This window comes from Natrinema marinum (assembly GCF_024296685.1).
In the GTDB taxonomy this organism is placed as follows: Archaea; Halobacteriota; Halobacteria; order Halobacteriales; family Natrialbaceae; genus Natrinema; species Natrinema marinum.
The window spans coordinates 303,813-325,256 of sequence record NZ_CP100763.1 but is presented as its reverse complement, the minus strand read 5'-3'; the positions used below and the strand labels follow the sequence as shown (position 1 = coordinate 325,256).

General features: G+C 65.5%; 19 protein-coding genes and 1 tRNA gene. 13 read left to right on the top strand and 7 right to left on the bottom strand.

Annotated features, from left to right (window positions below):
* The first annotated feature begins 34 nt into the window (after nucleotides 1–34).
* From NKH51_RS01665 to NKH51_RS01650, 4 genes are all read left to right on the top strand, one after another.
* Nucleotides 35–778: a helix-turn-helix domain-containing protein gene (locus NKH51_RS01665; protein WP_254763507.1), complete on the top strand. Its 744-nt coding sequence runs from the start codon at nucleotides 35–37 to the stop codon at nucleotides 776–778.
* A gap of 71 nt (nucleotides 779–849) precedes the next feature.
* Nucleotides 850–3,435 (top strand): heavy metal translocating P-type ATPase, encoded by a 2,586-nt coding sequence (locus tag NKH51_RS01660; RefSeq protein WP_254763506.1) that lies wholly within the window; start codon nucleotides 850–852, stop codon nucleotides 3,433–3,435.
* 168 nt (nucleotides 3,436–3,603) lie between these two features.
* Nucleotides 3,604–5,484 carry an L-aspartate oxidase gene (locus NKH51_RS01655; RefSeq protein WP_254763505.1) on the top strand — a complete coding sequence of 627 codons (1,881 nt, stop codon included), beginning with the start codon at nucleotides 3,604–3,606 and terminating at the stop codon, nucleotides 5,482–5,484.
* A gap of 85 nt (nucleotides 5,485–5,569) precedes the next feature.
* A complete protein-coding gene (locus NKH51_RS01650) occupies nucleotides 5,570–6,160 on the top strand; it encodes a DNA-3-methyladenine glycosylase family protein (RefSeq protein ID WP_254763504.1) in 591 nt (196 codons plus the stop codon).
* 169 nt (nucleotides 6,161–6,329) lie between these two features.
* Here the strand turns inward: NKH51_RS01650 and katG are convergent, their stop codons facing one another.
* From katG to NKH51_RS01630, 4 genes are all read right to left on the bottom strand, one after another.
* Nucleotides 6,330–8,513 (bottom strand): catalase/peroxidase HPI, encoded by a 2,184-nt coding sequence (katG, locus tag NKH51_RS01645; protein ID WP_254763503.1) that lies wholly within the window; start codon nucleotides 8,511–8,513, stop codon nucleotides 6,330–6,332.
* A gap of 468 nt (nucleotides 8,514–8,981) precedes the next feature.
* Nucleotides 8,982–10,325 (bottom strand): RimK family alpha-L-glutamate ligase, encoded by a 1,344-nt coding sequence (locus NKH51_RS01640; protein WP_254763502.1) that lies wholly within the window; start codon nucleotides 10,323–10,325, stop codon nucleotides 8,982–8,984.
* Nucleotides 10,326–10,433: 108 nt separating this feature from the next.
* Entirely contained in the window at nucleotides 10,434–11,903 is a 1,470-nt protein-coding gene (locus NKH51_RS01635; RefSeq protein WP_254763501.1) for a flippase, read from the bottom strand.
* Between the two features lie 354 nt (nucleotides 11,904–12,257).
* Nucleotides 12,258–13,010, bottom strand: a complete 753-nt coding sequence (locus NKH51_RS01630; protein WP_254763500.1) for a GNAT family N-acetyltransferase — start codon at nucleotides 13,008–13,010, stop codon at nucleotides 12,258–12,260.
* Nucleotides 13,011–13,193: 183 nt separating this feature from the next.
* Between NKH51_RS01630 and NKH51_RS01625 the strand changes: the two genes are divergently transcribed.
* The 6 genes from NKH51_RS01625 to NKH51_RS01600 all read left to right on the top strand — a co-directional run bounded on the left by NKH51_RS01625 (nucleotide 13,194) and on the right by NKH51_RS01600 (nucleotide 18,215).
* Nucleotides 13,194–14,279, top strand: coding sequence for a succinylglutamate desuccinylase/aspartoacylase family protein (locus NKH51_RS01625; protein ID WP_254763499.1), 1,086 nt, complete (start codon nucleotides 13,194–13,196; stop codon nucleotides 14,277–14,279).
* 171 nt (nucleotides 14,280–14,450) lie between these two features.
* Nucleotides 14,451–14,882, top strand: a complete 432-nt coding sequence (gene sdhC / locus NKH51_RS01620) for a succinate dehydrogenase, cytochrome b556 subunit (RefSeq protein WP_254763498.1) — start codon at nucleotides 14,451–14,453, stop codon at nucleotides 14,880–14,882.
* Complete coding sequence (locus tag NKH51_RS01615) at nucleotides 14,882–15,247, top strand: succinate dehydrogenase/fumarate reductase transmembrane subunit (protein ID WP_254763497.1); 366 nt, start codon at nucleotides 14,882–14,884, stop codon at nucleotides 15,245–15,247. Before sdhC ends, NKH51_RS01615 begins: the two co-directional genes overlap by 1 nt.
* A gap of 1 nt (nucleotide 15,248) precedes the next feature.
* A complete protein-coding gene (locus NKH51_RS01610; protein ID WP_254763496.1) occupies nucleotides 15,249–16,121 on the top strand; it encodes a succinate dehydrogenase/fumarate reductase iron-sulfur subunit in 873 nt (290 codons plus the stop codon).
* 2 nt (nucleotides 16,122–16,123) lie between these two features.
* Nucleotides 16,124–17,962 carry an FAD-binding protein gene (locus NKH51_RS01605; protein ID WP_254763495.1) on the top strand — a complete coding sequence of 613 codons (1,839 nt, stop codon included), beginning with the start codon at nucleotides 16,124–16,126 and terminating at the stop codon, nucleotides 17,960–17,962.
* 91 nt (nucleotides 17,963–18,053) lie between these two features.
* Nucleotides 18,054–18,215 carry a hypothetical protein gene (locus NKH51_RS01600; RefSeq protein WP_254763494.1) on the top strand — a complete coding sequence of 54 codons (162 nt, stop codon included), beginning with the start codon at nucleotides 18,054–18,056 and terminating at the stop codon, nucleotides 18,213–18,215.
* Between the two features lie 32 nt (nucleotides 18,216–18,247).
* Here the strand turns inward: NKH51_RS01600 and NKH51_RS01595 are convergent, their stop codons facing one another.
* Nucleotides 18,248–18,442: a XapX domain-containing protein gene (locus NKH51_RS01595; protein ID WP_254763493.1), complete on the bottom strand. Its 195-nt coding sequence runs from the start codon at nucleotides 18,440–18,442 to the stop codon at nucleotides 18,248–18,250.
* 249 nt (nucleotides 18,443–18,691) lie between these two features.
* Between NKH51_RS01595 and NKH51_RS01590 the strand changes: the two genes are divergently transcribed.
* Nucleotides 18,692–18,916, top strand: a complete 225-nt coding sequence (locus NKH51_RS01590; protein WP_254763492.1) for a helix-turn-helix domain-containing protein — start codon at nucleotides 18,692–18,694, stop codon at nucleotides 18,914–18,916.
* A 291-nt stretch (nucleotides 18,917–19,207) separates the two neighbouring features.
* Here NKH51_RS01590 and NKH51_RS01585 read toward each other — a convergent pair whose 3' ends face one another.
* Nucleotides 19,208–20,023, bottom strand: coding sequence for an HD domain-containing protein (locus tag NKH51_RS01585; RefSeq protein WP_254763491.1), 816 nt, complete (start codon nucleotides 20,021–20,023; stop codon nucleotides 19,208–19,210).
* A gap of 65 nt (nucleotides 20,024–20,088) precedes the next feature.
* Nucleotides 20,089–20,568, bottom strand: a complete 480-nt coding sequence (locus tag NKH51_RS01580; protein WP_254763490.1) for a redoxin domain-containing protein — start codon at nucleotides 20,566–20,568, stop codon at nucleotides 20,089–20,091.
* A 205-nt stretch (nucleotides 20,569–20,773) separates the two neighbouring features.
* Between NKH51_RS01580 and tatA the strand changes: the two genes are divergently transcribed.
* On the top strand, nucleotides 20,774–21,088 hold the full coding sequence (gene tatA / locus NKH51_RS01575; protein WP_254763489.1) for a twin-arginine translocase TatA/TatE family subunit: 315 nt from the start codon (nucleotides 20,774–20,776) through the stop codon (nucleotides 21,086–21,088).
* 16 nt (nucleotides 21,089–21,104) lie between these two features.
* Nucleotides 21,105–21,177 (top strand) — tRNA-Arg (locus tag NKH51_RS01570).
* The last annotated feature ends 267 nt before the right edge of the window (nucleotides 21,178–21,444 follow it).

The following is a 21,444-nucleotide window of genomic DNA, read 5'->3' as shown; positions in this document are numbered from 1 at the left end:
AGCCCTTTGTCGCGTCGGGTCCTACCCGTTCGCAATGAGAGAGTTCGTCTTCGCCCTCGAGTACGATCCCGGAACGAACCCGGTCGCGGACGTGCTCGAGGCCAACCCGGACACGACGGTTCGATCGCTGTCGTGTCACGTCACTCCCGAGAGCCTCTGGCGGGTCGACCACGCGACCGGCTCCGAAGCGGGGATCGAGGCCCTCGAGGCGGCCTATCGCGAGCCGGCGTACTGCGCGGACTGCCTCGTTCGAGACGACTGCGGAGCCGACTGCGAGACTCAGATTCTCGACCGCTCGAGCGACGAACTCGTCGTCTACACCTACTGGGATCGCACCGACGTCTGCACGTCGGTTCCCCACCTCGCGCTCGAGTACATCGGCGAGGGACTGCTGTTCGAGACCTACCGCGAGGGACGGCGCTACCGCTGGCGGATTGTCCTCGGGAGCGACGCGCCGATTCACGACTTCTTCGACGCGCTCGGCGAGGAAGTCGGCGAGTGTACCGGAATGGAGATGCTCCGGCTGACGGACCTCGATCCGGACCGCGATCGATTCGAGTCGGACGACGAACTCCCGCCCGAACAGCGAGACGCGCTCCGCGCGGCGGTCGAGCGCGGCTACTACGAGACGCCGCGCCGGATCGACCTCTCCGACCTCGCCGACGTGCTCGAGATTCCGCGATCGACGCTCTCCTATCGGCTTCGACGGGCCGAAGCGAGCCTCGCGACGGCGTTCGTCGACGGCGACTCGCTCGAGGCGCTCGCGGCCGGTCGCTGAGCGTCGCGCCGACGGTCGAGTTGGCGCACGCCGAATAACCCGTATGGGGAACGAGTACTTACAACGGAGTAATGAGTGATTCGACACCACCGACGCCGCCCGATCGGGACGGAGAGTCCGACACGAGCCGAACCCTCGAGCTTCGCGTCCCCGAGATGGACTGTTCGTCTTGCGCCGGCAAGGTGACCAACAGCGTCGAGCGACTCGAGGGAATAGGGGAGTTGGACGCACGCGTGGCCAGCGGCCGCCTCGTCGTCGAGTTCGATCCGGCGCGGACGAGCGACGGGGAGATCCGTGACCGGGTCCGTGCGGCCGGCTACGAGATCGCAGGCGAGGACGCGGACGCCGAGCTAACGGTGTCGGTCCCGGGAATGGACTGTGCCTCGTGTGCGACCAAGGTCGAGAACGCCCTCGCGGGCGTCGACGGCGTCGACGAAATCGAGACTCAGCCCGCGTCGGGCCGCGTGACCGTGGCGGTGGCCGAAGCGACCGACGCCGAGACCGTCACCGCCGCGATCGAGGGAGCCGGCTACGACGCGACGCCGGTCGGCGGCGAGGGCGATCCGATCGACGCCGACCCCGTCTGGAAGAGCCGCCGAGCGGTCATCACGGCTGTCGGTGCCGTCGTCGTCACCACCGGGATGGCCCTCGAGTTCGTCTTCGCCGGGTCGAACCCGACCCTGTTCTCGGCCGTCGGCCGGAGCTACGAGCTCTCGACGCTGCTTTTCGTCCTCACCGCGGCCGTCGCAGGCGCGCCGATCTTCCGGAACGGCTACTACTCCGCGCGGACGCTGAGCCTCGACATCGACTTCCTGATGAGCGTCGGTATCGTCGCCGCGGTCGCCGCCCACCACCCCTTCGAGGGCGCGACCCTCGCGGTCCTGTTCAGCGTCGCCGAGTTACTCGAGACGTACTCGATGGACCGGGCGCGAGACTCCCTGCGGGAGCTAATGGATCTCTCACCGGAGACGGCGACCGTCAAGCGCGAGGACGGTTCCGAGGAGGAGATTCCGGCCGACGACCTCGCGGTCGGCGACACCGTCGTCGTCCGGCCGGGCGAGAAGATCCCCGCGGACGGGACGATTCGAGAGGGCGAGAGCGCGATCGATGAGTCGCCCATCACGGGCGAGAGCGTCCCCGCAGACAAGGCGGCGGGCGACGAGGTTTTCGCCGGCACCATCGCCGAGTCGGGCTACCTCGAGGTCGCGGTCGAGCACGCGGCCGGCGACTCGACGATCGCGCGGATCGTCCGGCTGGTCGAGGACGCCGAACGCGAGCGGACGGACCGCGAGCAGTTCGTCGATCGCTTCGCGAGCGTCTACACGCCGATCGTCGTCGCGCTCGCGATCGCGGTCGCCGTCGGGCCGCCGCTACTCGGCGGCGCATCGTGGAACACGTGGTTCCTCCGCGGGCTGACGCTGCTGGTCATCGCCTGTCCCTGCGCGTTCGTCATCTCGACGCCCGTCAGCGTCGTCTCCGGGATCACCAGCGCGGCGCGCAACGGCGTTCTCATCAAGGGCGGCCGGTACCTCGAGGCGGTCGCCGAGAGCGACGTGCTCGCGGTCGACAAGACCGGGACCCTCACCACCGGCGATCTGTCGGTGACCGACGTGATCCCGCTCGAGGGGGCCGACGAGACCGATGTCCTTCGGCGCGCGAGCGCGGTCGAACGCCGGAGCGAACACCCGCTCGGCCGCGCGATCGTCGGCTTCGCCGAAGAGCGGGGGCTCGAGCCCGACGTGCCGGACGTGTCCGACTTCGAGGCGCTGACCGGGAAGGGCGTCCGCGCCGCCGTCGACGGCGAGACGCACTACGTCGGCAAACCCGACCTCTTCGAGGGGCTGGCGGACTTAGAGCACGCCCACGCGACGACCGACGGCGGGGAACTGCTCGAGGCCGCGTCGACGGGCGGCGATTCGCGGCCGGATTGCGACCGCGACGGCTGTCTGGACGTGTTACGGGACGTCGTCCCGCGCCTCGAGAGCGAGGGTAAGACCGTCGTGGTCGTCGGCACGGAGGACGGCCCGCTTGGCGTCGTCGCCGTCGCCGACCGAGTGCGACCGGAAGCGGAGTGGGCCGTCTCGCGACTGCAGGAGTCGGGGGTCCGCGTCGTGATGCTCACCGGTGACAACGAGGGGACCGCCCGCGCGATCGCCGATCGGGTGGGAATCGACGAGTTCCACGCCGAGTTGTTGCCGGACGAGAAACTCGAGTGGATCCGGCGACTCGACGGCGAAGCGCGAAGCGCCGACGACGAGTCCGACGACGCGGGAAGCGTCGCCATGCTCGGTGACGGCATCAACGACGCGCCCGCGCTCGCGACGGCCGACATCGGCATCGCGATGGGCGCGGCGGGGACGGACACGGCCCTCGAGACGGCCGACGTGGCGCTGATGGGCGACGACCTCACTCGCCTGCCGTATCTCTACCGGCTCTCGCGGACGGCAAACGGCGTCATCCGGCAGAACATCTGGGCGAGCCTGGCGGTGAAGGCGGTCCTCGCCGTCGGCGCACCCCTCGGTATCGTGACGGTGATCCACGCGGTCGTCGTCGGCGACATGGGGATGAGCCTCGGCGTGACCGGCAACGCGATGCGACTCGCGAATATCGAGCCCGAGGCGCCCGCTGCGTTCGACGGCTCCGACGCCGAGCAGTAGTCGGTACCGCCGCGATCGTCGGCGGACGATCGACCGTTCGTGTGCGGTCTCGTTTTCCGCTCGAATTGCACGCCCGAAGTCGGCAAATCAGCCGACTGAGGGCCCTCGTACGCTGCTTTGCACTGTTCGGGAACGGGGCTAAACGCGGCCGGCACTAACCTAACAGTGATGACAGAAACACCGTCCGACAGCCACGGACCGACGGCCGGCGATCGCCGAGCGACGGGTCGCGGACGGCCCGCTGGCGGCCTCGAGAGCCGCATCGAGACCGACGCCGATCCGGAGTCGACCGACGAGCTCGAGTACGAAATCGTGACGACGCCCGTACTCGTCATCGGCGCAGGCGCGGCCGGCGCTCGCGTCGCGATCGAGATCGCCGAGTCGGGGATCGAACCGCTCGTGATCGGCAAGCGTGACCACGGCGACGCCCACACCACGTGGGCGGCCGGCGGCGTCAACGCCGCGCTCGGCTCGCTCGACCCCGAGGACGACTGGCCGATCCACGCGGCGGACACGCTCACCGAGGGCCACCACCTGAACGACCCCGAGGCCGTCGAACTGACGGCGCGAGAGATGCCCGACCGCATCCGTGAACTCGACGAGTGGGGAATGCCGTTCGATCGAACGGACGACGGGGCGATCAACCAGCGCTACTTCGGCGCCCAGTCCTACCGGCGCACCTGTTTCGTCGGCGACCGAACCGGCGAGGCCATGCTCGAGACGCTCGTCGGCCGCGCTCGCGAGTTGGAGATCCCCTATCGCGAGAACGTGATGATCACGCGGCTGCTCTCCGACGGCGAACGCGTCGACGGCGCCGTCGGCTTCGACATGGAGACCGGCGAGGGGCTGTTGTTCCGGACGAACCACGTCGTGCTCGCGGCCGGCGGGTTCTCCGCGCTCTACCACCGCCACTCCTCGCGGGACGACGAGAACAACGGCGACGGTCAGGCGCTGGCGCTCGAGGCCGGCGCGCGGCTGCTCGACCTCGAGTTCGTCCAGTTCCATCCGACCGGGATGGTCGGCGAGCGCTACGGCGAGGAGTGGGACGGCCGACTCGTCACCGAGGCGGTCCGCGGCGAGGGCGGCCGACTCTACAACGCCGACGGGGAGCGGTTCATGGAGCGCTACTCGCCGGATCAGATGGAACTCGACGCCCGCGATGTCGTCGCTCGAGCCATCGCCCAAGAGGTCCGCGAGGGGCGGGGAACCGACGACGGCGGCGTCTTCCTCGATATCACCCATCGAGAGTCCGAGTACATCCGCGAGCGATTGCCCTCGATGGTCGAACGGTTCGACTCCCTCGGCGTCGATATCACCGCAGAGCCGATGACGGTCGCGCCGACCGCACACTACACGATGGGCGGCGTCGACATCGACTTCCGGACGGGCGAGACCGGCGTCGAGGGCCTTTACGCCGTCGGCGAGACGGTCGCCGGCGTCCACGGCGCGAACCGACTGGGCGGGAATTCGCTCGCCGAAACCGTCGCGATCGGTAAACTCGTCGGCGACCACGTCGCGAGCGCGGTGACGCGAGCCGACGAAGAGCCCGGCGTCACCGACGGTCAGCGGGCGCTGGCCGAACGCGAGTTCCGCGCCCACCGGGCCCTCGCCGCCTCGGACGGCACCGTCACGCCGACGGAACTCCTCCACGAACTCGGCGACCTGCTCTGGGAGCACGCCGGCATCCTCCGCGACGAGGCGGGGCTCCGGGCGGGCCTCGAGAAACTCGCGGCCCTCCGGGAACGGACGACCGACCTCCGCGTCGACGGCGGCCGCACGTCGAAATCGTTCGAGTACGCCGTCGACCTCTCGGCGAGTCTCACCGTCGCCGAGGCGATGCTTCGGGCGGCGCTCGAGCGAACCGAGTCCCGCGGCGCGCACTACCGGACGGACTACCCCGAGACGAAGTCCGACTGGCGGGTGAATCTGGTCGTCGACGCCGATACCGGCGACCTGTCGATTACCCGGCGCGGCGTGGGCGAGCCCAGCGAACCGGTTCGGGAGGCGCTCGCGGAGGGGTACGAACTCGACTATCACCACCTCGAGTAGCGAGCGCGTGCATACGAGCCCAGTCGGTCGGCGCTAACCGGGACGCATATGCGTTCTCGGTCCTGTACTCTCGTATCCCCTTCCCATGAGAGACGAGGCACACGCCGTCCTCCGACAGGACCCCGTGATGGCGGGCCTGATCGACCGACACGATCCGTACGTCGAACCGGACTGGACCGAGTACGAACGGCTCTGTATCTCGATCATCAACCAGCAGCTCTCGACGGCGAGCGCAGCGGCCGTTCGGGAGCGCGTGTTCGACCTCCTCGACGGTGACGTGACCCCGGAGGCCGTGCTAGCCGCGGAGGACGCGGCGCTCCGGGACGCTGGGCTCTCGAGGATGAAAATCGAGTACCTCCGAAACGCCGCCCGCGCGTTTCAGGAGCGTGACTACACGCGAGCGGGGCTCGCCTCGCACACAGACGAGGAGGTCATCGAACTCCTCACGGAGATCAAGGGGATCGGCGCGTGGACGGCGCGGATGTACCTCCTGTTCGTCCTCGAGCGCCCCGATATCCTCCCGCTCGGCGACCTCGCCGTTCGCCGCGGGATCGAGCAACTGTACGGAGACGGGGACGAACTAAGCCGCGGAGAGATGCGCGAGATCGCCGAACCGTGGCGACCGCATCGAAGCACCGCGACGCGATATATCTGGGCCGAGTACGAATCGGACTGACATCGTCGGGCGAAGGATCGTCACCGATCGAATGCGGTATCGGTCGACTCCAGTAATAGCGTACTACCTGTAGCGTGCGCCGTGAAGCGGTTCCCGCCGGAACGAGGTCGGCGAGACGACTTGAGCGATACCGCCGACAGGCGGAACGGCGAGTGAGGGCGACCGCCGCTTACTCGAGGTCGAAGCGGTCGTGGCTCATCACTTTGTGCCACGCGTCCACGAAGTCGCGAACGAACATTTCCTCCGCGTCGTCGGACGCGTAGACATCTGCGATGGCTCGAAGCCGGGAGTTCGAACCGAAGATGAGGTCGGCGCGAGTCGCCGTCCACTCGAGCTCGCCCGTCTCGCGGTCGTACAGGTCGAACACGTCGTCCTCCTCGGTGTCCGTGGTCGCCTCCCAGCCCATGATGTCCTGGGACCCGTCGGACGCTTCCCACTCGTAGCTCATGTCGAGCAGGTTCACGAAGAAGTCGTTGGTCAGCGTCTCGGGCCGGTCGGTGAGGACGCCGAGCTCGGTGTCCCGGTAGGTCGCGTTCAGGGCGCGCATGCCGCCGACCAGCACCGTCATCTCGGGTGCCGTCAGGTCTAAGAGATCGGCCTTGTCGATCAGCAGTTCCTCCTGGGACTGGTCGGCTTCGTCGCCGTAGTAGTTCCGGAACCCGTCGGCCGGGGGCTTGAGCGCCTCGAAGGAGTCTACGTCGGTTTGTTCCTGCGTCGCGTCGGTGCGGCCTGGCTCGAACGGGACCTCAACATCGTGGCCGGCGTCGGCCGCTGCCTGCTCGACGGCCGCGTTACCGCCCAGCACGATGAGGTCGGCCAGCGAGACCCGCACGTCGTCGGCTCGCGAGCCGTTGAACTCTTTCTGGATCTCCTCGTAGGTCGACAGCACCGTCTCGAGTTCGTCGGGCTCGTTCACTTCCCAGCTCTTCTGGGGTTCGAGGCGGATGCGAGCGCCGTTGGCGCCGCCGCGCTTGTCGCTGTCGCGGTAGGTCGACGCGGACGCCCAGGCGGTCTTGACGAGCTGAGAGACCGAGAGGTCCGACGCGAGGACCTCCGCTTTGAGTTCGTCGATCTCCGCGTCGCCGATCAGGTCGTAGTCGGCGTCGGGAATGGGATCCTGCCAGATCATTTCCTCGTCCGGCACTTCCGGACCGAGGAATCGCTCTTTCGGGCCCATGTCGCGGTGAATCAGCTTGTACCAGGCTTTCGCGAACGCCTCCCGGAACTCCTCGGGATTCTCTTGGAAGCGCTCTACGATCTCCCGGTAGTCGGGGTCGCGCTTGAGCGCGATGTCCGTCGTCAGCATCATCACGTCCTCTTTCTCCGACGGATCTTCGGTCCCCGGTGCGGCCTCGTCGAGTTCGCCGTTCTGCGTGGTCCACTGCCACGCACCGCCGGGCCCCTTCTCGGGCCACCACTTGTGCTCGAGCAGGTTGTCGATGTAGCCCATGTCCCACTGGGTCGGCGTGGTGTTCCACGGGCCCTCGATCCCGCTGGTGATCGTGTCGGCTCCGCTGCCGGAGCCGTGGCTGCTCTCCCAGCCGAGGCCCTGCTTGTCGATCGGGGCTGCCTCGGGCTCGGGGCCGACGTGCTCGTCGGGGTCGTCGGCGCCGTGGACTTTCCCGAAGGTGTGTCCGCCCGCGATGAGGGCGGCCGTCTCCTCGTCGTTCATCGCCATCTGGCCGAACGACTCCCGAATCCGTTCCGCGGACTTCTCCGGATCCGGCTCGCCGTCGGGCCCCTCCGGATTCACGTAGATGAGACCCATCACGGTGGCCGCGAGGTTCCCCTCGAGTTCGCCGGTCTCGTCGAAGCGCTCGGACGCTTCCCACTCGTCTTCGGGCCCCCAGTCGACGGCGTCGTCGGGTTTGTACTCGTCCTCGCGGCCGCCGGCGAAACCGAACGTTTCGAATCCCATCGACTCGAGGGCGACGTTCCCGGCCAGGACGATCAGATCCCCCCACGAGAGTTTGCGGCCGTATTTCTGCTTGACTGGCCAGAGCAGTCGGCGTGCCTTGTCGAGGTTCGCGTTGTCGGGCCAGCTATTGAGCGGCGCGAAGCGTTGTCGACCGCCGGACGCCCCGCCGCGACCGTCGCTGGTCCGGTAGGTCCCGGCGCTGTGCCACGCCATTCGGATCATCAACGGGCCGTAGTGGCCGTAGTCCGCCGGCCACCAGTCTTGCGACGTCGTCAGGACGTCCTCGATATCCGCCTTCACTTCCTCGAGGTCGAGGGTCTGGAACTCCTCGGCGTAGTCGAAGTCCTCGTCCATCGGAGTGGACGTGGGGACGTTCTGATCGAGGATATCCACGTTCAGCTGGTTCGGCCACCAGTCTTGGTTTGACCGGGTCATCGCTGAGTTATTGCTACTTTCTCCTATTAAGATTTCCTAATCAGGTGGGTTAGTCTTCGCTTTTAGGTAAGAAATATTGATAAACTGTGAACCAGCCTCGACAGTGAGTCCGCGCTACGTATTCAGTGCGGCCGCTGTGTCCCATCACTACCGGAGAATTTTACCGAGGGCCGAGCCTCGAGGGGGGAATATCGCCCGTCAGCATGACCCGTAGGCGCCCCTGCGCCCGCAGTCCGTCGGGGTCAGCCGTCAGTCGTTTCAGTCTCCCGACTCCGGCGAGTGGCACCTCGCGGTCGCCGAACTCGCGTTTCGGGCTCCGTCTCGCTGTGATAGCAGTCGCCTGACTGGACGAGTGTCGCAAGAAGTGAGTCGAACGCGACTCCGTTCCCGATGACGACCGCGATCGTTTCGAAAATCGAACGAGGAGTTCGGATCGCTGCTCGAGCAGCGGGCGACCGTGCCCTCCGTTCACTCCTCTTCTTCGGGCGTATCGCCGCTGTCGCTATCGATTCGGCGGCTCACATCGACCTGATAGTTCTCGAGGATATCCCGGCCGAGCAAGACGGGGTAGTCCATGTGGCTGCGATCTTCGACGCTGGCCGTGACCGTGTGTTGGTTCCCGCCGACGCCGACGACGACATCGACGACGGGACGGCTCTTGGACTGCTTGCTGCTCCCCGAGCGGATGCGGGTGATCGACTTGATCGGGCCGGCGCCGATGTCGGCGGCGAGTCCGGTGTCGATGCTCGTCCGCGTCGCGCCCGTGTCCGACTTGGCGAGTACCGATTTCGAGCCGCTGGTCCCCGAGAGGACGACCTCCTCGGTGTAGCCGATCACGGCCGGTTCGGTGTCCTGCGTGACCGATCCGGACGGCTGAGCCGTCGGCCGGGAGTCGTCGAGGACGTTCGCGAGGTCCTGGACGCGCTCGTCGTCGACCTCGCCGCCAGCGCGTTCGATCGCCAGCTTGGCGATATACGGTGCGGGACTGACCTGTGTGGCTTCGTAGAGCCCTTTGAACCCCGCCGTCGGGTTGACCTCGAGGACGAACCAGCCCTCGTCGCCCTCGACGAGGTCGACGCCGGCGTAGTCGAGACCGACGACGTTCGCCGCTCGGCGCGCCATCTCGGCGGCCTCCTCGGGGAGATCGTCGGTCGCGTCCTCGACCGAGCCGCCGAGCGCGACGTTGGTCCGCCAGTCGTTGTCCGGCGCGTAGCGGTACATCGCACCGACGATCTCGTCGCCGACGACGTAGACGCGCAGGTCGCGATTAGGCACGTCTTCCTGATCGACGAGTTCCTGTAAGAAGGCGTATCGGTTGCCCACCTTGGCGTTGATCGGATCGTCGGGGCCGACCTTCCACGTTCCCCCACCGTGCGTGCCGATCGCGGTCTTGTATACCGCTTCCTCGCCGTATCGGTCCCGCGCGGCGTTCAACACCTCAGCGCTGAGCGCGAGGGTGACGTCGGGCGTCCGCACGTCGTCCGACGCGAGCGCGGTCGCCGTCGAGAGCTTGTGCATCGCCGTCATCACCGCGCTCGGCTCGTTGAGCGTCGGGACGAGCTGTGAGAACGCGTTGACGAGCCCGAGCTCCTCGGCGGGCTGTTCGGTGTTCGACAGCAGCATCCGATTCGCGATCACATCGACCGCCGGCTCGAGGACCGGGCTCCCGTCTTCGACGCTGATCGACGTGTTCTCGGATCGAAGCCACTCCGTGTCGTGGCCGAGTTCCTCGGCCGCGTTGAGAATCGCTTTCGTTTCCTTGCTCGTATGAAGGCTCAATACCCCGACAGTCACGGGATCGGCACCGACCATAGCGACTAGATGCTGAGCCGTCGGATAAATATTGATAGTCGACTCATTTCCTGTTCGTCACCGTACCGTTCCGACGCCGGACGATACCGGTCTTCGACTCGAGGCGACTCAGCCGATCACCGACCGAACCTGTCGCGGATCGACCAGCCCGCTCAGCACCGCCAGCACGGCCCAGGTAACCGCTCCGAGCGCGATCGCACCGACCAGCATCACCAGACTCGAGACCATCGGCGTCACGAGCAACACGGCGACCGCCATCACGCCCGTGATGGCACAGATGAGCCCCGTGGTGCGGGCGAGCCGCGTCACGTTCAGCGAGAGTTCGGTGTGGACGACGTAGAGGTTGACTGCGACGTACACCGAGTGGGTCCCGACCGTCGCGATCGCCGCGCCGACGACCCCGATCCGGGGGATCAACACGATGTTCAGACAGAGGTTCGCAAGCGCCGTCACCCCCTTCGCGACCGCGCGGGCCCGAGCGCGCCCGAGGTAGTCCAGACTGTCGCTGGTCAGGTTCGTGATCGCCTGCAACACGACGAAGCCAGCGAGCACCTGCAGGACGGGCACCGCGGCCGCGTAGTCCTGCCCGAAGACCATCGTCAGGAACGGCCCCGCGACGATCGCCAGGCCAGCCGCGGCCGGGATGTAGAGCAACAGGACGTTCGTCAGCGATTTCTCGTAGATCCGCCTGGCTTCGGCGAGTTCGTCGGCGGCTTTCTGCTCGCCGAAGTTCGGCGAGATGGTGAAGCCGAGCGACGCCGCGGGCGCGAGGACGAAGTCCGTGATCTGCTTTGCGAGCGTGTAGAACGCCACCGCGGCGGGGTTCAAGAACAGCCCGACCAGCACGATGTCGATCTGCTTGTCGATGACGTTCGCGCTCTGGGTCGCCGTCAGCGGCACGCTGTACTCGAGCAGCCGACGCGAGAGGCCGTCCTCGTACTCGTCGGCCGTCTCGTACCGCCTGAAGAAGCCGTAGTAGAGGATCCCGAGACCGATGGCGCCGGCGAGGGCGTAGCCGACGACGTAGCCGAAGAAGGCCCCCAGCGCCCCGAGGCCCGCGAGGACGAACACGACGGCGAAGAGTAGCCGACCCGCGCCGCTGATCGCCTGCACGATGGCGCTGTAGCCGAGGTGGTTGAATCCCTGAAACGCCACCTGCGAGAAGGTGCTGGCCGAGTAGGCGACGAGATAGAGGGCCCCGGCCGCGAGAAACGGCGCCGCGCCCGGTTCGCCGAGGGCGCTCGCGAGCCACTCGTGGAACAGCAAGAGGACGTACGTGACGAACGCGATCAGGACCAGTTTAGCCGTGACCGTCGTCTTGAGGAGGTGCGGTACCTGCCCCGGATCCGTCTCGCGATACTCCGAGAGGTACCGAGCGACGGACCGCGAGAGCCCCAGATCGGCGAACAACTGGACGATCGCTAACACCCCGATCGCCCAGTACAGCGCGCCGTACCCGTCCGGGTCGAGCAGGTACCGCGCCAGTACGATCATCAACAGCGCGCTCGAGATCATGTAGATCGCGCGCGCAACGAGCGTTGCCTTGAAGCCGTGAACGATGTGATCCTCCCTGTTCATTCGACGTAATGGGTGCGATGAGACGCGCGGTGTCCGCCCGACGGTACAGCCGATAGCGACTATCGTACTCTCGGCATCGCGGGATCGACCAATTGTAATGCGGGGACAACTGACGGAAACCGACTGTAACGAACGGGGGACAGTCGCGTTCGCGCCACGGAAGGCGGCCGAAACCGCGGTCCGAGCGGATCGGACGCGACCGCCGTCGGTAACGTGGTTCAAACGGCGGAAGGCACTCCGTACGAGAGGACCGACGACCAAAACGGAACGAGACGAGCGCGAGTGTCATCCACCGATCGATCGGCGGACTCGGATCGAACGTAGGAGCGAGCGAACCGGCGGCCGGGAATCGGCTTACATGTACGAGGCGTCCCACCGGGTCGCTTTCCGGCGGTTCCCGCAGTCGTTACACTCGATTCGGCCCATGGCGTCCATCGCATTGTCGATCGAATCGCAGTTCCCGCAGAACCAGGCGTAGCGATCGGCCCGATCCTCCGTCCGGTAGGCCGTGTAAAACGGTGCCTTCGATCCGCGGGCGGCCTCGCCGTAGCTCACGTAGACCGTCTCGCCGTCGGCAACAACCTCGTCGATCGCGCCCCACTCGCCGTCGCCCTCGAGGTCGCTCTCGACGTAGACGTTCTCGGTGAACGTTTCGTCGCCGATCTCGACCTCTCGCTGGCCGGCCTGCTCGAAGCCGTGGTCGCGGTAGAACTGGTTGCCGCCCTCGTTGTCCGCGAGGACGAAACACTGGATCGCCGACGCTCCCTCCTCTAACAGCGCCTCGCGGGTTCGGACGAGCAGTCGGATGCCGGTGCCGCCATCGCGGTGGTCGGGATGGATGTGCAACCAGAGAAGGTGGCCGGTGTTCGCCCGCTGGCCGACCAGTTCGCTCTGGGAGAAGCCGACGACCGCACCGTCTCGTTCGACGACCAGAGAGAGCAGTCGATCGTCCGCGAGCTCGTCCGCGAACGACTCGCCGTACCACTGGTCGACCGCATCGTCGATGGTGTCCTCGTCGAGGAAGGCGGTGTACGTGGAGTTGAGCGACTCGTGTGCGATCGACCGAATCGCGTCAGTGTCGTCGGTAGTTGCCTCACGAATTTGCATAGGTGACTATACTGCGGCCAGATACAAAACGTATGCCCACAGTCCCAGATTCCGATCGTCGTTGTTCGAGTGTAACCAGTTTTCTCCGGAAAAAGCGACACGGAACCGCTCGAGAGCGCTCGAAGGTGCACTTTCGGGCCCGGAAGGGGGAAGATTCACGGTCGTGCCGCCGGAGGAGTGGGTATGAGCGACGACGCCGGCGCGACCGAACCGCCCGACGGGGAACCGAACTCCGAACCCTTGAACGATGTGTTTACGTACAACGGCGGCCGGGTTGACCCCGGCGAATCGGCGAACATCCGCTACGGCATCAGCGAGACGTACCTCGGTGACCCCGTTCGGATTCCCGTCACGGTGATCAACGGCGAGCAACCCGGACCGACGGTCTTCCTCTCGGCGGCGGCCCACGGCGACGAGTTGAACGGCATCGAGGTCGTCCGCGAAGTGGCCCACGACTGGGATCACTCCATACTCCACGGGACGCTGATCTGTCTGCCCGTGATGAACGTCCCCGGCTTTCTCGCCCAGGAGCGGTATCTCCCGATCTACGACCGGGACCTGAACCGGTCGTTTCCCGGCCGCGAGGGGTCGACCAGCGCCATGCGCATGGCCCACCAGATCTACACGAACTTCATCGAACCCTGCGACCTCGGCATCGACTTCCACACGTCTACGCGCGGGCGAACGAACATGCTCCACGTCCGGGCGAACATGGACCGCTCGAGCGTGAGCAGACTCGCCAGAGCGTTCAGTTCGAACGTCATCATCGCCGGCGAAGGTCCGTCGGGCACGCTACGGCGGGAAGCGACCGACGCCGGCATCCCCACGATCACCGTCGAGATGGGCGAGGCCCACCGATTCCAGCGGCGACTGATCGACCGCGCGCTCACCGGCGTCGCGAGCGTCCTCGCCGAGTTCGGCCTCCACCGGGAGTCGTCGGTCCACTGGCCCGGCTGGCGGACCGTCATCGACAGCGACGACGAGAAGACTTGGCTCCGCGCCGACGCGGGCGGCATCGTCGACATGAAACGCGGTCGTGGCGCGCTCGTCGAAGAAGGGGAGGTCATCTGTACCATCACCAACCCGTTCAAAGAGGAGGAGGACATCGTCACCGTCGAGGCACCCTTTACGGGCCTCATCGTCGGCGTCCTCGAGAACCCCGTCGTCTATCCCGGGAACCCGCTGTGCCATCTGGTCGGCCTCTCGCCGGACACGCTCACCGCCTTAGAGCGCGAGCGGACGACCGAGAGTTCGCGATCGGATCTCTGAGCGAGGCCCGACAGCGGAAAAGTCGGACATCCGAAAGGATTCGGCCGAACAGAGTCGGAATTTGTCGGGAATTTGGTTTCGTTTCCGTGAATTCTACCCTGTGGGGAGAGTCCAGTGGAAGCGATAAAAGTAACTTCTATACCCCCACGGTCTAACGGACCACATGAGCGTATGAGTCAGTCTTACAATCGCGGCCTCATTGAGGACTTCGGCCGCTGGAAGGAGTTCTCGGCCGGCATGTGGGCGTGGATCTTCCACAAGTTCACCGGATGGGTGTTGATCGGCTACCTGTTTACCCACATCGCCGTGCTGAGTACCTCTATTGGTGGCGCACAGGGCGAAACGACAATGGTCGACGGCGAAGCGGTCAACGTGTACACCGCGACGCTACAGGGCCTCGAGAGCCTGTTTCTCATCCGGCTCCTCGAGATCGGCCTGCTCGCGGTGGCCGTCTTCCACATCCTGAACGGGCTCCGCCTGCTGATGGTCGACCTCGGCATCGGGCTGGACTCGCAGGACAAGAGTTTCTACGCGTCACTGGTGTTGACGGGCGCGATCACCGTCGCGAGCGTCCCGACTTTCCTCACGGGGGTGTCGATCTGATGGCGGAGCGCTACTCCTCTTTCACGCCCGGCGGCACGCGCTGGTTCCTCCAGCGCATCACGGCGGCGTTTCTGGTCGTCGTTCTCGCGTTTCACTTCTTCCTCCTGCACTTCGTCAACCACGCGTACGAAGTAACCTTCATGCAGACGCAGGTCCGAATGGAGAACATCGGCTACTTCCTCACGATGGTGCTGTTCCTGATCACCGCCGCGTTCCACGGCGTCAACGGCGTCTACAACGCGCTGGTCAATCAGGGCCTCGAGGGAGGGCAGAAGAAAGTCGTGCTGGCAGTACTCGTCATCGCCGGCGTCGGCCTCGTCGCACAGGGCATCTACGTCGCGCTCACGATGAACGGGATGATCTAACATGAGTACGCAACAAGCCGAACCCGAAAGTCAGGAAGCACCGAAAGACCCGGAGATGCAGGGCGCGGAATCGCCGGCCGCCGAGACGCAGGAAGGCGACGGCGCAGTCGATCAGACGTCGACCGACGCGTCCGAACTCGACGGAGAGACGGTCCACATCAAGGTGTTCCGTTACGACCCCGAGGTCGAGGGGAAACAGGAACCCCGCTTCGACGACTTCCACGTCCCCTTCGAGAAGGGGATGACCGTCCTCGACGCGGTCATGTACGCCCGCGACGAGTACGACTCGTCGCTTACCTTCCGACACTCCTGTCGGCAGGCCGTCTGTGGCTCCGACGCGTTCTTCGTCAACGGGAAGCAGCGACTGGGCTGTAAGACCCAGATCGCCGACCTCGAGGCGCCGGTTCGTATCGAACCGCTGCCCCACCAGGAGGTCGTCAAGGACTTGGTCGTCGACATGGACCACTTCTACGACCAGATGCACACGGTCGAGCCGTACTTCCAAGACGAGGATACGCCTGCGGTGGACGACCTCGAGGAGCAGCGCCAGAGCCCGGAGAACCGCGAGAAGATCAAGATGTCCTCGCGGTGTATCTGGTGTGGCGCGTGTATGTCCAGTTGTAACATCGCGGCCGGCGACAACGAGTATCTGGGCCCCGCAGCGATCAACAAGGCCTACAAGTTCGCGATGGACGACCGCGAGAGCGAGGAGATCAAAGAGCACCGACTCCGCATTCTCGAGCAGGAACACGGCGTCTGGCGGTGCCAGACCCAGTTCTCCTGTACCGAGGTGTGTCCGAAAGACATTCCGCTCACCGAGCACATTCAGGAGCTCAAGCGGGAAGCGGTCAAGAAAAACCTGAAGTTCTGGTAACTATGTACGAACACGACGTTATCGTGGTCGGCGCAGGCGGTGCCGGCCTCCGAGCCGCGGTCGCAGCGCACGAAGCGGGAGCCGACGTGGCGATGGTCTCGAAGCTCCACCCCGTCCGCAGCCACACCGGCGCGGCGGAAGGCGGCATCAACGCCGCCTTACAGGAGGGCGACGACTGGGAACTCCACGCCTACGACACGATGAAAGGGTCGGACTACCTCGGCGACGCGCCGGCGGTCGAGACCCTCGCGAAGAACGCCCCCGAAGAGACGATGAACTTAGAGCACTGGGGGATGCCGTTCTCCCGCGAGGAGGACGGTCGCGTCTCCCAGCGGCCGTTCGGCGGCCTCTCCTATCCGCGGACGACCTACGCCGGGGCCGAAACCGGTCACCACCTGCTGCACACGATGTACGAGCAGGTCGTCAAGCGCGGCATTCAAGTCTACGACGAGTGGTACGTGATGGACCTGGCCGTCACCGACGAACCCGACCCGAACGATCGGGAGTGTCACGGCGTCGTCGCCTACGACGTTCAGTCCGGCAAAATCGAGGGCTTCAAAGCGAACGACGGCGTCGTCCTCGCGACCGGCGGCCCCGGACAGGCCTTCGACCACACCACCAACGCCGTCTCCTGTACCGGCGACGGCCACGCGATGGCGTATCGAGCGGGCGCGCCCCTCGAGGACATGGAGTTCATCCAGTTCCACCCGACCTCGCTGCCCTCCACGGGCGTCCTCATCAGTGAGGGTGTCCGCGGGGAAGGCGGCATCCTCTACAACAACGAGGGCGAGCGGTTCATGTTCGAGTACGGCTACGCGAACAACTCCGGCGAACTCGCCAGCCGCGACGTCGTCGCTCGCGCCGAACTCACCGAGGTCGACGAAGGGCGAGGCGTCAACGACGAGTACGTCCACCTCGACATGCGCCACTTGGGCGAGGAGCGCATCATGGACCGCCTCGAGAACATCCTCCACCTTGCGGAGGACTTCGAGGGCGTCGACGGCCTCGTCGAACCGATGCCGGTCAAGCCCGGCCAGCACTACGCGATGGGCGGCATCGAGGTCGACGAGAACGGCCAGACCTGCGTCAGCGGTCTCTACGCCGCCGGCGAGTGTGCCTGCGTCTCCGTCCACGGCGGCAATCGCCTCGGCGGCAACGCCCTGCCGGAACTGATCGTCTTCGGCAAGCGCGCCGGCCGCCACGCCGCCGGCGACGACCTCGGCGAACCCGAGATCCGAACCGGCTACGGCGACGACGTGGAAGACGAGACCGACACCGAATTGCCGGTCCAACCCGGCGAAGCAGGTCTCGACACTACCGGTGGCGTCGCCGCCGACGGCGGTGTCACGGCCGACGCGGAGGGCGTCTTAGAGCGGACCGTCGAGACGGCCCGCGAGCGCGTCGACTACTTGATGGAGAAAGACGAGGGCGTCCAGCACGCCGAAATCCGCGCGAAGCTCCAGCGGGCGATGACCGACTACGTCAACGTCTTCCGCACCGGCGATGGCATCAGGGAGGCGCTGAAGGTCATCCGCGAGTGTCGCCAAGAGTACCAAAACGTCTACGTCGACGACCCGTCGCGGACGTTCAACACTGACCTCCAGCAGACCATCGAGACGCGCAACCTGATCGACGTCGCCGAGACAATCGCGCTCGGCGCACTCGTGCGCAACGAGTTCCGCGGCGCGCACTGGCGTCAAGAAAACCAGATCCGTGACGACGAAAACTGGCTCAAGCACACGCTCATCTCGTGGGACGACGGCGAGCCCTCGATCTTCTACCGACCCGTCATCCTCGAGGGCGAGAACAAGACCTACGAGCCGAAAGAGCGCAGTTACTGACCGCGAGTTTCCGTTTCTGTGTTCACGGTTCGTGAGGCGACCGTCACCTCGAGTAGAATCGTTTATCCCTGCTCCATCTAATGGCGGATATATGGGCACCAGCTTACTGTTCGCCGTCGTCGCGGCTCTCTTCAGCAGTTCCATTCTGGCCGGACCGCTGCTGTTCGTGGCGGTCGTGTTCGCGCCCGCAGCGCTCTTGGTCGTGCTGTGGACCCTCATGCGGTTTTTCTTTACAGCCGACTCGGCGGCCTGAACTCCGGTCACTCTCGCCGCTCGGCCGGCTCGCTACAGCCCCAGCGTCTCGAGCAGATCGACCCCGATATCCAGATACTCGATCACTCTGTAGCCGACGTAAATCCCGACGATACCCATGAGTCCGGGCAACTCCGGCGGTGCGGGGATCGGAATATTGAGAAACCGAAACAGCGCGCCGGTTGTCAGTCCGGTCAGAAGCGCGAGGGCTGTAAGTTGCGTCGACATTCGTCCCTGTCATTCGGGGGCGCGTCTACAAAAAGCGATCCGCCGGCCTGCATCGATCGCGTGGCGCGGTACCACGGGGCGTCGATACGACGATCGCCTATACTCGAACGCGGCGGCTCGAGCCGCTCACGTCCGCTCTCGAGGGCGTTCGACGATCGACGACCGACATATCGACGGTCATTCCGTCGCCGCGTTTTCGACGATCGTTGTAGAGTGACTTTATTATCGTCGAAAGAAAGAGATGGAAGTATGACCTCGACAACGACGACGGGGCTCGACGCATCGATACCGACCGATCTCGATTCCGCGCGAGCGAAACTCGTGTACCTGTATCTCGCCGCCGTCGGGAGCGCGACCGCCGAAGACCTCTGTGAGGAACTCGCGGTCAACAAGGGAACCGTCCTCTCGATCACCGGCACGCTCCGGGATCGCGGCTATCTCGAGCGGCGAAACGGTCGATTCGAACTGGCCTGAGACCACGGCCGAGAGCGGGTTCCGAGCGCTGCGAGGAACCCGTGATCTGGGGAAAGGCAGGCAGTCACCCGATCACCAACCGCGAGCGAACGAATGCGCGGCGCGTAGCGCCGCGGTAAGACGAGCGGCCGACAGCCGCGAGTCAGGGAGCGAGCGGGCCGACGACTGACCCGGAAGGAACGAAGTGAGTGGAGGGGAGGGAGGAGTGCTTTTGGTCCAGCTTTTGCCGAGAGACGCCGCGCTGGGTGACGAAGTCACCAGCGCGGCAAACCGTAGGGCAAAAGGTGGATTTTAGAGCTCGATCCGCTCGACCAGCTGCTCGCGGTTCTCGTTGGTGTTGAGCGCGACGATTCGGATCCGGTCTTCGAGGCCGGAGTCCTCGAGTTTGGCTTTGAGGAGATTGTCGACCTGGTAGACGCCAGCGGCGTTGGTCATCTCGATTTCGACCATGACTGGCGTGGTGTCGCCTTGCTGGAGCGAGACGCGGCTGATGGCCTGACTCGAGAGGGTGTTGATACCCCGACCGCCGTGTTCGTAGGGGATCCGCGAGCGGCCGTGTTCCATGTCCAGGGCGTCGGCGACGCGGATGACACCCGCTTCTGTCGTCAGGGGCGTCTCCGAACGGTGGTGACAGAGGATCGCGTGGAGCACTTCGCCTTTCATTCGGACCGTGTCGGCGACATCGTAGAACTCGGGGAGAACCCTATCGAGAATGTCCGCAGCGAGCGGAATCGAATAGTAGGCGTGGCTGTCGCGATGGACGACGTGGCCCACGTCGTGGAGGGTAGCCGCGAGCGCGATGATGACCGACTCGTCTTCCTCCTCGAGGCCCTGCTGGCGCGCGCCGTTGAAGTCGACGTCGCCCTGCTTGAGCAGGTCGTAGAGACAGAGCGCGCGGTTGCGGACGATCTCGATGTGTTTCGTTCCGTGATCGTTGTACCGCATCCGGTCGACCGCGTTGACGTTCTGGGCCTCGAGGTAGGCCGCGATTTCCTCGTCGGTTTTGACGTACTCGAGGACGGCATTGAGTTTCTCGTCGGGGAAGGCGTGGTCGTCGTCGGGAGAGTAGACGCGGCGGGGATCCTCGTTGGCGGCAGAATCACTCATACGCGAACGTCGGCTGCCTGCGTCAAAAGCGCTACGCCGTCGCGTCTGGGCGTTCGTCGCGGCCGTCAGGAGAGGTCCTCGACGGCGGCCTCGACCTCGTCGTAGTCGGGTTCGACGCCGGGGTCGTCGCTGACCCACGCGTAGGTGATCTCGCCGTGGCCGTCGATTACGAAGACGGCTCGCTTGGCGACGCCGTAGACGCCCAAGTCGGCGAAGTCCATCGCGATGCCGTAGTCGTCGGTGATCTCCTTGTTGTAGTCGCTGATGAGTCCGAACTCGAGGCCGTTCTGTTCGCGGAACTCGTTTAGCGTAAACGGCGAGTCGCGGCTGACCCCGTAGACCGCGGCGTCGAGGTCGTTGAAGTCCGCCAGCCGATCCTGGAACGCACACATTTCGGTCGTACAGACGCTCGTGAACGCGCCGGGGAAGAACGCGAGGACGATCGGTGCTTCGTCTTCGAGGCGGTCCGAGAGCGCGAACTCCTCGATGTCGCCGTTTGCGAGCGGTGCGGTGAAGTCGGGTGCGTCGTCTCCGGTCGTTACCATCGTCCGCGTATTGTGTCCACCTCGGAAAGACAGTTTCGCTCGCGGAACGGAGGAGGGGGCCGGACGATCGCCACGGACCCGCCGGGCCTAGAGAGCCGAACCTAGTTCTCGGCGAATCTCGCGCTCAGGACGACTGTCGCGGCCGCTTGCTTGCCTTATCGGTCCAAAAAGGTTATAATTGCCAGCGGGTAAGCCACGCATAGAGATGGTAGTCGAAACCGCACCGCTGTTCATCCCGGGCGGCATGGGGCCTCCGGAGCTCGCAATCATCCTCATCATCGCGATCTTGCTCTTCGGGGCCAACAAGATCCCGAAACTGGCTCGGTCGACAGGTGAAGCCATGGGTGAGTTCCAGAAGGGGCGCGAAAAGGTCGAATCGGAACTCGAGGAAATGCGCGACGGCAGTCAGGCCGAGGGCGCTAGCCAGCAAAACGAGGATTTCGTCGACACGGAGCCGGTCACCACCGAGGAGGAGTCGACGACCGAGGCCGAGACCGAGACCGAAACGGAAACCAACTAGCGTTCTTTTCACGCCGGGGCGTGTGGCCTAGCGGAGAGGGCAGGAGGTTCCTAACCTTCTGATCGTGGGTTCGAATCCCGCCACGCCCGTACAGCGATCCGCACACGTAGTTCGAATCCCGCCATAGAACCCACCAGCGTACCCCCCTCGAGCCACCACACGCTGACTCGAGGCCGGGCCGCATCGCGGGTCGCGTTCGCGCGCCAGTCTCGAGCGCGGAGACACGCCGATTGTGGCTCGATTCTGCGTCCAGATTGCCGATCGAACGGCCGGAATTGTCGGGGTGCGGATCTAGATGATCGTGCCAACGACGGTCACAGCGCCGGTCGATACGTCGCGGATGCGGCGTCGGTCGT